Origin of the sequence: Celeribacter neptunius (assembly GCF_900113955.1) — a bacterium.
Taxonomy (GTDB): Bacteria; Pseudomonadota; Alphaproteobacteria; order Rhodobacterales; family Rhodobacteraceae; genus Celeribacter; species Celeribacter neptunius.
In genome coordinates, this window is the sequence record NZ_FORH01000003.1 from 322597 (window position 1) to 337681 (window position 15085).

General features: G+C 62.5%; 14 protein-coding genes. 4 read left to right on the forward strand and 10 right to left on the reverse strand.

The genetic code is table 11. The features are described from left to right. The first annotated feature begins 99 nt into the window (after positions 1-99). Complete coding sequence (locus BM151_RS10300; RefSeq protein WP_090060622.1) at positions 100-1596, forward strand: UbiD family decarboxylase; 1497 nt, start codon at positions 100-102, stop codon at positions 1594-1596. Then, complete coding sequence (locus BM151_RS10305; RefSeq protein WP_090060623.1) at positions 1593-2153, forward strand: UbiX family flavin prenyltransferase; 561 nt, start codon at positions 1593-1595, stop codon at positions 2151-2153. Before BM151_RS10300 ends, BM151_RS10305 begins: the two co-directional genes overlap by 4 nt. Here BM151_RS10305 and BM151_RS10310 read toward each other — a convergent pair. From BM151_RS10310 to BM151_RS10320, 3 genes are all read right to left on the reverse strand, one after another. After that, positions 2129-3559 (reverse strand): cytochrome P450, encoded by a 1431-nt coding sequence (locus BM151_RS10310; protein ID WP_425429544.1) that lies wholly within the window; start codon positions 3557-3559, stop codon positions 2129-2131. The two genes, BM151_RS10305 and BM151_RS10310, sit on opposite strands and share 25 nt — an antisense overlap. 174 nt (positions 3560-3733) lie before the next feature. Then, positions 3734-4414: an NnrU family protein gene (locus BM151_RS10315; protein ID WP_090060624.1), complete on the reverse strand. Its 681-nt coding sequence runs from the start codon at positions 4412-4414 to the stop codon at positions 3734-3736. A 1-nt stretch (position 4415) separates the two neighbouring features. Then, the gene (locus tag BM151_RS10320; protein WP_090060625.1) at positions 4416-5522 is read right to left on the reverse strand and encodes a cytochrome-c peroxidase; all 1107 of its coding nucleotides are present in this window, start codon (positions 5520-5522) and stop codon (positions 4416-4418) included. Between the two features lie 171 nt (positions 5523-5693). Here BM151_RS10320 and BM151_RS10325 point away from each other — a divergent pair, with 171 nt between their 5' ends. Further along, positions 5694-6392 carry a Crp/Fnr family transcriptional regulator gene (locus BM151_RS10325; protein WP_090060626.1) on the forward strand — a complete coding sequence of 233 codons (699 nt, stop codon included), beginning with the start codon at positions 5694-5696 and terminating at the stop codon, positions 6390-6392. Between the two features lie 6 nt (positions 6393-6398). On the opposite strand, the gene BM151_RS10330 is transcribed toward BM151_RS10325, so the two are convergent. The 7 genes from BM151_RS10330 to BM151_RS10360 all read right to left on the reverse strand — a co-directional run bounded on the left by BM151_RS10330 (position 6399) and on the right by BM151_RS10360 (position 13080). Further along, positions 6399-6644: a cytochrome C oxidase subunit IV family protein gene (locus tag BM151_RS10330; protein WP_090060627.1), complete on the reverse strand. Its 246-nt coding sequence runs from the start codon at positions 6642-6644 to the stop codon at positions 6399-6401. Beyond that, positions 6641-7171 (reverse strand): cytochrome c oxidase subunit 3, encoded by a 531-nt coding sequence (locus BM151_RS10335; protein WP_090060628.1) that lies wholly within the window; start codon positions 7169-7171, stop codon positions 6641-6643. Before BM151_RS10335 ends, BM151_RS10330 begins: the two co-directional genes overlap by 4 nt. Beyond that, on the reverse strand, positions 7172-9130 hold the full coding sequence (locus BM151_RS10340) for a nitric oxide reductase activation protein NorD (protein WP_090060629.1): 1959 nt from the start codon (positions 9128-9130) through the stop codon (positions 7172-7174). Between the two features lie 8 nt (positions 9131-9138). Beyond that, positions 9139-9951 (reverse strand): CbbQ/NirQ/NorQ/GpvN family protein, encoded by an 813-nt coding sequence (locus BM151_RS10345; RefSeq protein ID WP_090060768.1) that lies wholly within the window; start codon positions 9949-9951, stop codon positions 9139-9141. Between the two features lie 5 nt (positions 9952-9956). Then, entirely contained in the window at positions 9957-11327 is a 1371-nt protein-coding gene (locus tag BM151_RS10350) for a cbb3-type cytochrome c oxidase subunit I (protein ID WP_090060630.1), read from the reverse strand. Positions 11328-11339: 12 nt separating this feature from the next. Next, complete coding sequence (locus BM151_RS10355; RefSeq protein WP_090060631.1) at positions 11340-11792, reverse strand: c-type cytochrome; 453 nt, start codon at positions 11790-11792, stop codon at positions 11340-11342. Between the two features lie 85 nt (positions 11793-11877). Next, on the reverse strand, positions 11878-13080 hold the full coding sequence (locus BM151_RS10360) for an NnrS family protein (RefSeq protein WP_090060632.1): 1203 nt from the start codon (positions 13078-13080) through the stop codon (positions 11878-11880). 136 nt (positions 13081-13216) lie between these two features. Here BM151_RS10360 and BM151_RS10365 point away from each other — a divergent pair, with 136 nt between their 5' ends. After that, on the forward strand, positions 13217-14974 hold the full coding sequence (locus BM151_RS10365) for a nitrite reductase (RefSeq protein ID WP_090060633.1): 1758 nt from the start codon (positions 13217-13219) through the stop codon (positions 14972-14974). Positions 14975-15085: the final 111 nt, after the last annotated feature.

Genomic DNA, 15085 nt, shown 5'->3' on the forward strand with positions numbered 1-15085 from the left:
TTCTCCCCCCTTCTATGTGGCCCGAGCGCCGCCGGGATTGATTTTCGTCAAACCGGAGTGCGCCGCTTGCTGATAGCGAGAGAAAAAATCGAGAGACTCATGCGATCCCTACCCGTCTTTTCCGATCTGCGCGCCTTTCTTGACTGGGCCGAGGCCCAGGGCGATCTGCGTCCTGTACCGCACCCCGTCGCCGTCGAGCATGAAATGACCGCCGTCCAGCTCGCCGCCTTGCGCCGTGGCGGCCCGGTTTTGCGCTTTGACCATGCCACGGTTCAGGGACAACGCACCGCCATGCCCGTCGTCAGCAATCTTTTCGCCACGCCGGAACGCGTCGCAGCCGGCCTCGGCCTCGGCCTTGGCGAAATACCCGAGTTGGGGGCGTTTCTCGCCGCCCTGCGCGCGCCGGCGCCGATCGAGGGGATGAAAGATGCATTGTCGCGCTGGCCAATGCTCAGGGCCGCGCTACGCACCCGTCCGAAAATCCGTCGCAGCGCGCCGGTTCAGGAGGTGGTGCGGGAAATCGGAAGCGGCGCCGATCTCACCGATCTGCCGGTGCAGACGCCCTGGCCCGAGGATGCCGGACCGCTCATCACCTGGCCGGTTGTCATCACCCGGCCGCAGGACAGCACGCAGAACCAGACCGCCCGCTACAATCTCGGCGTCTACCGTACGCAGGTTCTGGGGCCGGATCGGCTGATCATGCGCTGGCTCGCCCATCGGGGCGGCGCGGCGCATCACCGGACATGGCTGGCAGCCGGCGCGCGCATGCCGGTGGCAATCGCGCTCGGTGCAGACCCGGCAACGCTTCTCTCCGCAGCGCTTCCGCTACCCGAGACCGTGTCGGAACTGACCTTTTCCGGCGTGTTGCGTGGGGCGCGCAGCGAATTGGTGACGGCGCAGACCGTGCCCTTGCTCGTCCCTGCCCATGCCGAGATCATCATCGAAGGCTGGATCGACCCGACCGAGACCGCCCCCGAAGGCCCCTTTGGCGATCACACCGGCTATTACAATTCGGTGGAATCCTTTCCGGTCATGCGGGTCACCGCGATCACCCATCGGCGCGACCCGCTCTATCTCACCACCGTAACCGGGCGGCCGCCCGATGAACCCTCGGTGATCGGCGAGGTTTTCAACACGCTGTCTCTGCCGGTGATCCGGGCACAGATCCCCGAAGTGACCGACCTCTGGCTGCCGCCTGCTGCCTGTTCCTACCGCATGGCGGTGATCCAGATCGACAAGCGCTACCCCGGTCAGGCGCGGCGGGTGATGGCCGCACTCTGGGGCATGCTGCCACAATTCTCCTATACCAAGATGCTGGTGGTGGTGGACCGCGACATCGACCCGCGCAACTGGGACGATGTGGCTTGGGCGCTGGCCACCCGCATGGACCCGGCCCGCGATGTCATGATCCTGAAGGATACACCGATGGACTATCTCGATTTCGCCTCTGAGAAAGAGGGGCTCTCCGGTAAACTCGGCCTCGATGCGACAACCAAGATCGGCACCGAAACCAGCCGGGACTGGGGCAAGGTGATGCAGCTCAGCCCCGAGCATGTCAGTCGCGCCGAGACGATCCTGTCGGAGCTCGGGTTATGAGCCGGGTGGTCCTCGGCGTCTCCGGAGCCTCCGGCGCCATGCTGGCCCGTGATTGCGCCGCGGGGCTTTCCCGCCTCGGCGTGGAAATCGATCTGGTCTGTTCCCCCATGGCGGCACGGACGTTCGAATTGGAGTTGGGGCCGGATGCGCTTGCACATCTGACCGCCAAGGTCGCGCGACGGCACACCCCCGACGATCTGGGCGCCACCATTGCCTCTGGCTCTCATCCGGTTCATGGCATGATCATTGCGCCCTGCTCCATGCGCACACTGGCCGCCATTGCCCATGGGCTCGACGACAATCTTCTGACCCGCGCAGCGGGGGTCCAGCTCAAGGAACGCAGGCCGCTGATCCTGTTGACCCGCGAGGCGCCCCTGACGCTGGCGCATCTGCGCAACATGACGGCGGTGACCGAAATGGGCGCCATTGTCCTGCCGCCCGTCCCGGCCTTTTATCTGAAACCGCAAAGCGTCGGCGAAATCAGCGCGCAGATCGCAGCACGGGCAATCGATCTCCTCCAGATCGGCCCGGCTCAGGCACAGGCCTGGTCCGGGTGACGCGGGGTGAAACGCAACCTTATCCCGTCCCGGCCCCGCACGGTCAGTTGCGCCACCGGAACCGGCGGGTTGTCTTCATCCAGCGAGACACGGTAGCGCCGCATCAGCATCGCCAGAATGAGCGGCCCCTCCGTCATCGCAAAGGCCGATCCGGGACAGACCCGCGCGCCTTTCGAGAATGGCAGATAGGCGATGCGCGCGCTGTCGCGTCCCGCCGGCGTTTCCCACCGCCCGGGGTCGAACCCGTCGGGGTCTTGCCAGAACAATTCGTGACGATGCAGATGCCAGGGGCTGATCACCACCTGCGCGCCCTTCGGCACCGAGCGGCTGCGAAACCGCGTCGGACAGGCCGCCTCGCGCAGATACATCGGCACCGGCGGGTAGAGCCGCATCGTCTCGCGAAACACTGCACGCGCTGTTTTAAGCTTTGAAACGGTCGAGAAATAGATCTTTTCCGGGTCGATCGCACGTTGTGCCTCACCGGCCAGGCGATCCTGCCACTTCGGCGAAAGCGCCAGAAGATAAAGCGCCCAGGCCAGAGCGGCCGCCGAGGTCTCATGCCCGGCCAGAAGGAAAATCCCGACCTGATCCACCATCTCTTCGCGTGTGAAGCAGAACCCGCTCTCGGGGTCGCGCGTGGTCATGATCCGGGTCGCGAGATCATCAGGCGCCGTCCCGGTCGCGATCTGTTCCGCGCGGGCATCGACCAGCTGACGGATCAGATCGCGGATCTGCCACGCGCTTTCGCGGGTCTTGCGTGATCTGAGCCGCGGCACCCAGCGGGGCAAAGGCAGAAAAGACGCAGAATTGATCATCGGGCGCGAAGCCTGATGGGCCTTGAACGCGGCAAACACCGCCTGTGCGGTGCTATCCTCGACCGGCAGGGAAAACAGGGTGCGGAAGATCACATCGAGCGCGATATGGCTCATCTGCGGCTCGACATCGATCACCCGACCGTCGGCCATCTCCGCCAAACGATCGCCCCCGGCCACAGCGGCATCCCACATGGCGGGGAACACCTCACGCAGGCGTCCACTCTCGAAGGCCGGATCGATGATCCGGCGTTGCCGCTGCCATTCCGCGCCGTTGGTGATGAAAATCGAATGCCCCAGAAGTGGCACCAGCCCCTCGAACAAGCGGGTCGATTTCGGAAAATCTTCCGGGCGCTCGCTCAGCACCCGGTCGATGAGCTCCGGATCGTTGCACAGGAAAGAGCGAAAGAACGGCGTGCGAAATTCCGCCATCCAGGCCCGGTAGAGGCGCACGGGCTGGGCGGAGAGAATGTCTTTTCGAAACCGAAGGAGATAGGAAAACAGCGAAACCCGCTCGGGACGTGGAGCGGGTTTCACCGGTTTGGGACACATAGATGGTTGATGAGATGCGGCGCGGGGATTGTCGAACTTCATGCGCGCGCCATCGTCCTTCATTACTTCTCCTTTCGCTGCGTGAAAGGTGTCATTCTGCTCCGATTCGACCATTGACTTTGATCAAGACTAAAACCGTAAGGCTTTCCCTCCGCGCGGAATGGCCGAGTGATTGTCTGCGCCATTGCTTGTGCGATTATCTGCGCGTTCTCGAACTCAAGGCCAAACGACGACACCGATGACCAGCCCGTGCAAAGACAGCAGCGCGCCATAAAGTCCGATCCCGATCAGCAGGCGGGCCAAAGCCTGCCCCCGCTGGTCCCGCGCCGGCCAAATCGTCCCCTTGCGGGTCGCGGCCCAAAGCGCCTCATGGTCCTGACCGCGCGCGCTCAATTCGCGGCGCTTGCGGCGATCGATCATGCGCCCTCCCATGAGCGCAAAGGCACCGAACGCACCGAACAGAATGACATGGGCAAGATCGCCGTTGGACAGGAGATGGGCAAAGGCCCAGAGCGCCAGCGCGAGCAAGAGCGGATGCCGGGTCAGTCGCACGACACCCGGATGCGCCGGATCGAACCGCGCATTCCGGGCGCCGCCGAAAGAGAACGGATTGGGCCTCGCAATGCTCGCAGCCAGCAAGAGACACACGAGGAACATCACCGTCAGCGTGACATGCGGCATCCATGGTGCCGTGTCCCAGATCGGGGCGAAGGGCGCCCGGTTGGCGGCCACGATGAGCCAGACGAGGATGGCGGTGGACAGGATCGAATAGGCGATCCCGAATCCGCGCGCTCCGACACGCGCCACGACCCAGGGTTTGACCGGCGGACGCACCGGAATGGCATGGCTGAGGAAAAACACCACAAAGGCCAGTATGAAAGATCCCCATCCGGTCATGTCATTGCTCCCTGGCCTTCAACAGATGTTCGTACCGCCGATCGGTGAGCGTTTCGAGAAAGGCGATCAACGCCTCGATATCCGCGTCGCTCAGCACCGGTCCCTTGATCAAGAGCCCGACCGACAGGGTTTCGGCCACAGCGACCTTGCCATAGCTCGCGCCGGTTTCCGGATTGGTTTGCCATTCAGACTCCGTGCTTTGGTAGCGGTTGTAGAATCGCACCGCGGTTTCGAGATCTTCGAAAACCCCATTATGCATATAGGGACCGGTGATGGCGACATTGCGCAGCGAGGGGGTCTTGAACCGCCGAAGGTGCTTTGCTTCGCCGGTCACCTCCGCCAGACCGCCATCCTGCGACGCGGCGACGGGGTTTTCTGGCACCCCGGTGTTGAAATAGCGATAAGAGGTGAAAAGCTCGGGCTGCGTCCCGCTCGAATGGCAGGCGCTGCAGTTGCTTGCCTGCGGATCGAAGAACAGCTCTGCACCGCGCTGTTCAAGCGGTGTCAGGGCGGCTTCGCCCCGCAATGCGCGGTCGAATTTACTGTCGAACGGGGAAAAGGACGACCGCCTCTCGAAAGCGGCAAGGGCCTCGGTCATCGCCGCGAACCCGGTGTCTGTCCGGGTCAGAACCCCGGCATCGTAGAGCGCCGCGAACCTCCGTCGATACGCCGCATCTTCGTTCAGCCGTGCCACGACAGCCGCCCGGTCCGGCATTTGCATCTCATTGGGATCGAGAACCGGCCCGGCGGCCTGTTCGGCCAGTGTCGCGGCCCGTCCGTCGTGGAAAAAGCCGCCGATCAAATGCCCACTGGCGTCCGTGCTCCGCTCCGGCGTGAGCGCCGCATATCCCAGCGCAGGGGCATTGCGACGGCCCTTGGCAATGCCATCGGCACCGGTCGAAACCGCCCCCGAGGGATCGGCGAAACCCTGATCCGGGTCGTGACAGCTGGCACAGGATTGTGTCCGGTTGAGCGAGAGGTTCGGATCAAAAAACAACGTCTCTCCCAACTGTTCCAAGGCCGTCATCTCGGCGACGGCCTGCACCTCGGCAGGTTTGGGAGAGACCACGACAAATGCCGCAGCCGTCAGGAGAGCAAGGCGTTTCATTCTGTCGACATCGGTTCAGGACATGGGGTCTGCCGGCCGAGTGAAACCCGTTCAGCGCCGCAGGACATTGACGATTATCAAGGCACCTGACTGAAAAGCTCGGGGAAAGGTTGTCATGGCGCAGAGCACTCTCTACGGTCGGCGCGACTCACGCACGCCAAAGGTCCCGCCATGCGTCATGATATCGCAAGCATTGCCAAAAACTCCCTGTTGCTCAAGAATGCTCCCGCGCAGTTGGTCGACCCGCTTCTCGAGGGGGCACGCGTCACGCAGCACGCACGCGGGGAGACAATTTTTATTCAGGACGACCCGGCGGATGCGATCTATATCGTCGCGCGCGGCTGGATCAAACTCTACCGCATCGCAGCAAATGGTTCGGAAGCGGTCGTCGGCACGTTCACCAATGGCCATTCCTTTGGCGAGGCGGTGGCGCTCCGTTCGGATCGCTATCCGGTCTCAGCGGAAGCGGTTACCGAGTGCGAACTGATCGCAATCAACGCGCATACGCTCATCCGGCTTCTGGAGAGCAATCCCAAGATTGCGATTTCCATGCTGACGGCCACCTATGCCCATCTGCACAATCTGGTCGATCAGGTCGAGCAGCTCAAATCCCGCACCGCGCCGCAGCGGGTCGCGGAATTCCTGCTCGAGCTTTCGGATTGCGACGATGGCGGCTGCACGGTGACTTTGCCCTATGACAAGATGCTGATCGCCGGGAGATTGGGCATGAAACCCGAAAGCCTGTCGCGCGCCTTTGCAAAGCTCAAGGAACAGGGCGTGAAAGTGCGCCAGAATGCCGCCGAGATTACCGATGTGGAAGCCCTGCGTGCCTATGTCGAAGAGGACCCCGCCGCCGCCTGGTCGCGCTGAGACCGCTCAGCCGATGACCCCCAGGGTGATCGCGATGACGAACCAGAGGGCGACGGCCAGGGTGACGCCCGACAAGATGCGGGGGGCCTGCCGCAACTCCAGATAAGCTGCGAGGATCACCCGGCTTTTCACGAACGCCAACCCGAGCAGGACGGGGGCCAACCAGATCGTCTCGGGACCGATCACCGCCAATGCCGTGGTCGCTGCGGATGCCCCGACCAGGATGAGCCAAGCTGTGATCAGCTCTTTCATGCCGCCCCCATCAGATAGATGACCGGAAAGACCGCGACCCAGACCAGATCGACCAGATGCCAGAACGCGACGCCGGCGGAGATTTCCGCGGATCGCCGACGCAGCGCAACGATCGCGAGGATCACTATTCCCGCCACCACATGCGCCGCGTGAAACCCCGTCAACAGATAGTAGAATGTGAAAAACGGATGGGTTTCCGTCGAGATTTGCGCCGCGATCAGACTGCTCCATTCGTGAGATTTCAGCCAGAGGAAGGCAAGCCCGCCCAGCGCAGCCAAGAGCAGCCAGCGCGCCGAGTTGCGCTGTGCACCGATGGCCGCGAACAGGCCGGAGGTGACCAGCAGGATCGTCCCTATTCCCGCCGAGACCGGGTGCAGATGCGTCGCCGCTTCGGCGAACCCCGGGGGATCGGTGATGCGCACCGCGAGAAAGGCCCAGAGCCCGGCGCCGAAGACCAGCATCTCGGAAACGATCAGAACCCAGATCATCAGATCATGCGGCAGCTCTTCACGCGCAACCTGTGCCATTCAGTGCCCCACGATCTGCGCATAAATACGAGGCAAAGCTTCGGTCAACCGGTCCGGGTCCGGCACCAGCGCGAACCCGCCCTGCCCGAAGATCCGCGGGAACCAGGCCTTGCCGTCCCGGTCCACCGTGATGCCGAACACCGCATGCCCGGCGCGGCGGGCCTCGATCACCGCCATACGGCTGTCCTCAATGCCGTGCCGCCCCTCGTAATGGTCGAGATCATTCGGTTTTCCATCCGTGATGACCAACAGAAGCCGCCGCTTGCGCCCCTGTTCCGTCAATCCGGCGCTGGCATGGCGGATCGCGGCGCCCAAACGGGTGTAAAAGCCGGGTTTCAGCGCCGCGATCCGCGCTTCCACCCCCGACCCCATCGGCTCACCGAACGCCTTGGCCCCGGCAATGAACACCCGATCGCGCTTGATCGACGAGAACCCGTGGATCGCGAAATCGTCACCGCAGGCGTCGAGCCCCCAGGCGAGCGCGGTGAGCGCCTCGCGTTCGATGTCGATCACCGGACGCCCGGTCCCCTGATGACAGGTCACGGTCGCCTCGGTCGAACGCGACACATCCAGCAGGATCGACACCGCCAGATCACGCTTGAGTGGCCGGTTCTGACGCCAGACACGGGCATCGCTCTCGCCCGTCGCGGCGAAATCGGCCGCGGCTCGCACGGCGCGTTCGTCGTCCAGCTCATCACCGTCGAGATGCCCCACCGTCGAAATCATCGACGGGCGCAGCGCCTCGAACTGACGTTTGACCGCGCGAATGCGCTTGCGGGCGCGTTGATCGAACTCGGCCCCGGCGGTTCCGTCGGGTGCGACGGCATGGGCCAGAACACGGGTGTGATCCGGCAGGTAGACCCCGCGTTTCACGTCCCATTCCGGATAGGTGCTCTGCGCCGACAGGCGTTCGATTTCCGCATCCTCCGGAGCCAGATCGAGGTGAAGCCTGAGCCGGGTGGCCGGCGCTTTCTTGATCTCTCCCAGACCGATCTCCTCCTGATCGTCGGCGGCCTTTTTGGCACTGTCCTCGTCGTCATCCTCGACCCGGCGGTTGAGATTGATGAACTGCGCATAGGACAGGATCGCTTCGAATTTGTGCAGGATGAAACTGTCCTTTCGGTCGATCTGATCGGAGCGCCGCCGACGCGCCCGCCGGGTCTTTTCATCCTGTTCCTCGCTGTTTTCCGGGACGGGTTCGGCCGGCTGTGTCTCGACTGCCCCCGCCGTCGAGCGCGCGCCGACCCGTGGCTCCACCCAGATCGGAACCGGTCGGAAGGGTCGATATTTGCGCGGCGCTTTCCAGATCGAGACATCGCCGCGCTCGACAGAGGCGAGCATCTTGTGGGCTTTGGGCACAAGCGGGGCGGGATCGCCGAGAATATGTCGGATCACCGCCTCGACAAGCCGCTCCGCCTCCGGCAGCTCCGGCGTATCCCGCAGCGACAGATGCAGCTCGGCGAGCTCTCGATATAGCGATTGCAATCCCGGCGCCTCGTCGAAGCTCCGCCCCAGCGCCTCCCGGATCGATCCAAGCGCCTGCAAATCCGAAACCAGCGGGTCCTCATGGGCCGTGGCGGCGCTGGTCTGCGACGCCATCGCCACCAGCCAGAGATAGGCCGAAGCATTCGCGTCTTCGAACGGAAAACATGCAAGCGTTGCGGGCAGACGCAATGCACCCCCGTCGAAACTCGCCCGCGGCAACTCTTCGGCATAGGTGCCCAGAGCCCGCAGGCGCGACAAGCGATGGTGAGAGATCTCGTCGGAAACCGGTTTGATCTCGACCGACGGATCGCCCCCCATCGCACGGAAAAATACGGCCAGCCGCCCGTCGATCTGCGAGAGATCGACCCGGGCTCCGTCATACGCCTCTGGCGCATCAAAGCGGCTGGCCAATTTGTGCCAAAGCTTCCCGACAGTCTCCTCGGGTTCCCATGGCTCAAATTCGATCTTGCCCATGGCCGGCCTCACCCGAAAACGGCAGTGACAAGATCGAGGAGCCCGCGTTTGGTGTCCGCATCATCGCTGAGCGGCTCAATCATCGCGGTCAAGATGGCCCGTTCGATCGGCATGCCTCCTGCGATCAGCGTCGCGGCATAGACGATCAGGCGGGTCGAAACGCCTTCCTCGACATCCTGTCCTTTCATCGCGCGCAGCTTGTTGGCGAGACGCACGAGCGGTTTGACACGGTCTTCCGGCAAGCCGCTTTCGGCTGCGACCACGGGGATCTCCAGCTCGGGCGCCGGAAAATCGAAATCGATGGCGAGGAAGCGTTGACGTGTCGAGGGTTTGAGGGTCTTCAAGATGTTCTGATAGCCCGGGTTATAAGAGGCCACGAGCATGAAACCCGGCGTGGCGGCGAGCTCTTCGCCGGTACGATCGATCGGCAGGATACGCCGGTCATCGGTGAGCGGGTGAAGCACCACGGTGACATCCTTGCGGGCTTCCACCACCTCGTCGAGATAGCAGATCGCACCTTCGCGCACGGCGCGGGTCAAAGGCCCGTCGACCCAGACGGTTTCCCCACCCTTGAGCAGGTAGCGCCCGATCAGATCGGCGGCGGACAGATCGTCGTGACAGGCCACGGTGTAAAGCGGGCGCCCGAGCCGGGCGGCCATATGGGCGACGAACCGGGTCTTGCCACAGCCCGTCGGACCTTTGAGCAGGATCGGAAGATCATGTGCGGCGGCGGCTTCGAAAACCGCGACCTCATCGCCCTGAGGCAGGTAGAAGGGGGCGATGGCCGCCCCGTTCTGTTGATGTGTGTTCGCGTCTTTCATCTGGCTCACTCCGCAGCCTGTTCGACCACCGGGCCGGGTTTGATCACTTCACGACGCGGAGCGACGATGGCGTAGATGAACAACAGCGCACCGAGGACCACGGCAACACCCGAGCCGAAGCGCATCACGTAGAAGATCCAGAGCTGATCCTGCACATCCATGAAATATTCGCCGTTGACGCGTTGCAGGTGGGTTTGCACCGTACCTGCGAAGGTCAGGGTGAAGGTCATGAACAGCATGCCGCCCGACATCAGCCAGAAAGAGGCCATGTTGAGCACCTGATTGTACGGGTCACGCCCGCGCAGTTGCGGCATGGCGTAGGAAATGATCGCCAGATTGAGCGCCACATAGGCGCCGAAGAAGGCGAGGTGACCATGCGCGGCGGTGATCTGCGTGCCGTGGGTGTAGAAGTTCACCCCGTGCAACGTGTGCAGGAAGCCCCAGACACCCGCGCCGAAGAAGGCCAGCACCGCGCAGCCCAGCGACCACAGGAGCGCAGCCTTGTTGGGATGATCGCGACGGCCCTTCCAGACCATGACGAAGGCAAAGGCCATCATCGCGAAGAACGGGATGACTTCGAGCGAGGAGAAGATCGAACCGATCCACTGCCAATAGCCCGGCGTGCCGATCCAGTAATAATGGTGACCCGTCCCGAGGATACCGGAAAACAGCGCGAGGGCCGCGATCACATACATCCATTTCTCGACGATTTCACGGTCGACCCCGGTGAGTTTCAGCATCAGGAAGCCGAGGATGCCGGCCATGACCAGTTCCCAGGTGCCTTCCACCCAGAGGTGCACCACATACCACCAGTATTGCTTGTCGAGCGCCAGGTTCGACGGGTTGACGAAGGCAAAGAGGAACAGCAGCGCCAGGCCCCAGAGCCCCAGGAGCATGATATTGGTGATCGCGGTCTTGCGGCCCTTGAGCACCGTCATCGAGATGTTGAAGAGGAAAATGAGCGCGGCAACGACGATCCCCGCCTTGACCCATTTCGGTTGTTCAAGGAACTCCCGGCCTTCGCGGCCCAAGAGGAAATTGCCCTCGAACAGGTTGAAGAAATAGGTGAGCACCACGCCCAGCGTGCCGATCACGAAGATCGCCAGTTGAATATAGGCCAGCGTCGGGGAATGGATCTCGCGTTCGCTTTCCTCCGGGATGAGGTAATAGGCAGCGCCGAAAAAGCCCAGGAGAAGCCAGACGATCAGCGAGTTGGTGTGCAACATCCGGGCGACATTGAACGGCAGGATCTCGGTGAGGAAATTTCCGTCGACATAGATCCAGCCCATGATGAGGCCAAGCGTGACCTGAACGGCAAAGAGCGCCATCGCGGTCAGGAAATAGGCCAGAGCGATTTTCTGAGTTTGATATTTCATGAGTGTCTCTCCTCAGCCCGCGTCATTCGGGGGCCAGTCCTGATTGCGAATCGAATCCGTCCACAGCAGGAAGTCGCTGAGCGCGCGATATTGATCATCGTCCAGCTCGAAAAACGGCATCTGACGACGCCCCTCGATGCCGGTCGGCATGGACATCATCCAGCCTTTGAGCCCTTCGAAGGCGGCATCAGGATCGTCCTTCACACCCCAGCGGGTCATGACATTGCCGAGTTCCGGAGCGAAGTATGCCCCTTCCCCGAGGATCGTATGGCAATTCACACAGCCCTTTTCTTCCCAGAGATGTTTGCCCTCGATCACCGAGGCGGTGAGGGTCTCGGCATCTGTCGATGTGTTTCGGATATACAAGTGGCTATGCGCGGATAGCCCCAAAAAAATGAGGATGAAGAACAGGGATCCGCCGTAGAATACGTTTCGGGCCATGCTCTTCGTCATGACTTCTCGCATGACTCTGTCTCCTTGGCTGAGCGGTTGGATATATCCTTCTTGCGGTGCTTGGCGTGTGACCTCCTTAACGAAAGTCAATCGCGCCTCATTTCACCGGTGGCGGACCGACCGGCGCGCGCGGCGGGCGCGGGCTGGTCAGGATCGGCCAGAAGGCCGCCGCCACCAGGGCGAAGGCCAGACACCAGATCAGGCCGGAGAGCAGCACAAGAGGCACATATGCCGCGCCGCCGATCCAGCCGCCGGCCCAGCGCAGAAGCGCGCCACACGGCAACAGGAGATAGGCCAGCGCCACGCCACCTGGCGCGACCAACGGTCTCCCCGCATGTCCCAGCGAGGCGCGCGACATCACCGAGACGGTCATGCCTCCGACCCCGCCGATGGCCAGAAAATGCAGGGCGGCAACATCATCGCCGATCCCCATGAGGGCACCGCCCCAGAGCAGAAGCCCGAGGCCGACGGCGCCGTAGGACAGGTGCAGGGTCCAGAGAATCGGCTGCGTCCACTGAAACCGCGTGTGCCATTTGAGCCCCCGCAAGAGCACGAATCCCCCGGACAGGATCATCACGCTCCCCGTCCACCAGCTGTCCCCGAAGACCAGTTCGGACAGTGGCAGGACCAAACCGGCCGCAATGGCCAGAGGGGTGAAGATCTGTGGATCGCTCGGCATGTCCTTTTCGATCCCGGCGCGATGCATGGCATTGCGCGTGAACGCCGGCGCGACACGACCGCCAAGAACGATGATCATCGAGACCAACGCCAGAAGCCCGACCCGAAGCCCGGTGGCGGCATCGCCCGCTGGCAGGTCCAGCCAATCGAGTTGCACCAGCAGGTCACCGGTCCAGAAGGCCGCCAGGAAGATCAGAAACACGAGGTTTTGCAGCTTCGGCTTCCTGATCAGCTGCAGCGCGATCTTTGCGCCGAGAAATGGCGCGAAGGAAAGCGCAAGAAGAGAGACGACGCCAATCGGAAGAAAATCGATGAAGAACACCGCCATACGGGCGCTGAGCCAAATCGCCGCCGCTGTGCCGATATAGAGATGACGTGCCGCCTTCGCCCCGGTCCAGTTCGGCACCGCCGTCAGGAAGAACCCGGCAAGTGCGGCGCCGCCATAGCCGAACACCAGCTCATGCGCATGCCAATCGGTGGGCGGCAGCCTCTCCGGCAACAGGGCAAGCCCCCCGAAATAGGCGGCAAGCCAGAGAGAGAGAGCCACCAAAGCGAAGAGCACCGCGATCAGGAAGAAAACGCGGAACCCTTCGCCCAGTAGCAGTGTGAAAAATCGTTTCATCACTGGTGATCCTGTTGTTTGCGCGTCGAGGGCAGGATCTCAACCGCCCCGCGATCTGGCCTTAACAAAAATCAAGGAGGTGCAATCACAGACGCGTGAGGGTGTCCGTGGCCTCACCAGCTAACGGAGAAACCAGATGTTCACCCGAGCCACCACACTGAAGCACGCGTTGCTTGGTACGGTTGCCTTGGTCTTCGCAGGTGCCAGCGTGCCTGCCATCGCCCAGGACAACGCGCATGCCAGCGATCCCGCGGCCGCTTACGAACCGTCCATGACCACGCTTGCCCAGATCAACGTCGAGCTCCCCGGCAAGAAACCCGGCGATCCGGTCATGACCGCCGAAGAGTTCCAGATGGGCACCGAGATCTACTTCCAGCGCTGCGCCGGTTGTCATGGCGTGCTGCGGAAAGGGGCGACAGGCAAACCGCTGACCCCGGATATCACCCGCGACCACGGCTACGATTATCTCGAATCGATCCTGACCTACGGCTCCCCGGCCGGCATGCCGAACTGGGGCACCTCGGGGGAGTTGACCGAGGAACAGATCAATCTGATGGCGCGCTACATTCTGCTCGACCCGCCGGCTCCGCCGGAATGGGGCATGCCGGACATGAAAAACAGCTGGGAAGTCGTGATCGCGCCGGAAGACCGTCCGACCGAGAAGATGAACGACATCGACATCGACAACCTGATGTCCGTCACCTTGCGTGACGCAGGTCAGGTGGCCCTGATCGACGGCAACACCTATGAAATTCGTTCGATCATCGACACCGGCTACGCGGTGCATATCTCGCGGATCTCCGCATCCGGCCGCTATCTCTTCGTGATCGGCCGCGACGCGCTGGTGAACATGATCGATCTGTGGATGGAAGTGCCGGACACCGTCGCCAAGATCAAAATCGGTATGGAAGCCCGCTCTGTCGAGACCTCGAAGTTCGAGGGCTACGAGGACAAGTTCGCTGTCGCCGGGGCCTATTGGCCGCCGCAATATGTGATCATGGATGGCGACACGCTCGAGCCGCTCAAAATCGTCTCGACCCGTGGCAATATCTATGACGAACAGACCTATCACCCGGAACCGCGCGTCGCCTCCATCGTGGCTTCACATTACAATCCGGAATTCATCATCAACGTGAAGGAAACCGGCAAGATCCTTCTGGTCGACTATTCCGACCTGAAGAACCTCAAGACGGTGGAGATCGAAGCTGAACGCTTCCTGCACGACGGCGGGTTCGACAGCACCCATCGCTATTTCCTCGTGGCGGCCAACGCCCGTGGCAAGGTCGCGGTGGTGGACACCAAGGAGGACAAGCTCGTCTCGATCATCGAGACCGAAGGCCAGACCCCGCACCCGGGGCGTGGGGCCAACTTCAACCACCCGGTGTTCGGCCCGGTCTGGGCCACCTCTCACCTGGGCGACGAGTCGATCGCGCTGATCGGCACCGATCCCGAAGGTCACGCGGAACAGGCCTGGCAGCTGGTTGACAGCTTCTACGGCCTGGGTGGCGGGTCATTGTTCATCAAGACCCACCCGAATTCGCAACACCTCTATGTCGACGCCCCGCTGAACCCGGACGCGGAAATCACCTCTTCCGTCGCCGTGTTCAACATCCCGGATATGGATGGCGATCGCGACACCGAGGAAGAGTATACCACCCTGCCGATCGGCGAATGGGCCGGGATCGAAGACGGGCAGCCGCGCGTCGTTCAGCCCGAGTTCAACAAACAGGGCACGGAGGTCTGGTTCTCGGTCTGGAATGCGAAGGACAAGGAGAGTGCCATCGTCGTCGTCGACGATGCAACGCTTGAACTGAAATATGTGATCAAGGACGAACGCCTGATCACGCCGACAGGCAAGTTCAACGTGTTGAACACCCAGCACGACATCTACTGATCCCGAAACGAGATCGGGCTCACACTCTCCCGAACCCGATCGAGCGAACCGGCCACGTCCCCCCTACGTGGCCGGTTTTCATTTCAGTCGCGCGGCAGATGACTTTGGTCA

Excerpts from the sequence above, each read along its gene's own strand:
- BM151_RS10365 (WP_090060633.1), top strand. The coding sequence starts at position 13,217 with ATGTTCACCCGAGCCACCACACTGAAGCACGCGTTGCTTGGTACGGTT.
- BM151_RS10320 (WP_090060625.1), bottom strand. The coding sequence starts at position 5,522 with ATGAAACGCCTTGCTCTCCTGACGGCTGCGGCATTTGTCGTGGTCTCT.
- BM151_RS10360 (WP_090060632.1), bottom strand. The coding sequence starts at position 13,080 with ATGAAACGATTTTTCACACTGCTACTGGGCGAAGGGTTCCGCGTTTTC.
- BM151_RS10305 (WP_090060623.1), top strand. The coding sequence starts at position 1,593 with ATGAGCCGGGTGGTCCTCGGCGTCTCCGGAGCCTCCGGCGCCATGCTG.
- BM151_RS10315 (WP_090060624.1), bottom strand. The coding sequence starts at position 4,414 with ATGACCGGATGGGGATCTTTCATACTGGCCTTTGTGGTGTTTTTCCTC.
- BM151_RS10330 (WP_090060627.1), bottom strand. The coding sequence starts at position 6,644 with ATGAAAGAGCTGATCACAGCTTGGCTCATCCTGGTCGGGGCATCCGCA.
- BM151_RS10300 (WP_090060622.1), top strand. The coding sequence starts at position 100 with ATGCGATCCCTACCCGTCTTTTCCGATCTGCGCGCCTTTCTTGACTGG.
- BM151_RS10350 (WP_090060630.1), bottom strand. The coding sequence starts at position 11,327 with ATGAAATATCAAACTCAGAAAATCGCTCTGGCCTATTTCCTGACCGCG.
- BM151_RS10345 (WP_090060768.1), bottom strand. The coding sequence starts at position 9,951 with ATGAAAGACGCGAACACACATCAACAGAACGGGGCGGCCATCGCCCCC.
- BM151_RS10325 (WP_090060626.1), top strand. The coding sequence starts at position 5,694 with ATGCGTCATGATATCGCAAGCATTGCCAAAAACTCCCTGTTGCTCAAG.
- BM151_RS10310 (WP_425429544.1), bottom strand. The coding sequence starts at position 3,559 with ATGAAGTTCGACAATCCCCGCGCCGCATCTCATCAACCATCTATGTGT.
- BM151_RS10340 (WP_090060629.1), bottom strand. The coding sequence starts at position 9,130 with ATGGGCAAGATCGAATTTGAGCCATGGGAACCCGAGGAGACTGTCGGG.
- BM151_RS10355 (WP_090060631.1), bottom strand. The coding sequence starts at position 11,792 with ATGCGAGAAGTCATGACGAAGAGCATGGCCCGAAACGTATTCTACGGC.
- BM151_RS10335 (WP_090060628.1), bottom strand. The coding sequence starts at position 7,171 with ATGGCACAGGTTGCGCGTGAAGAGCTGCCGCATGATCTGATGATCTGG.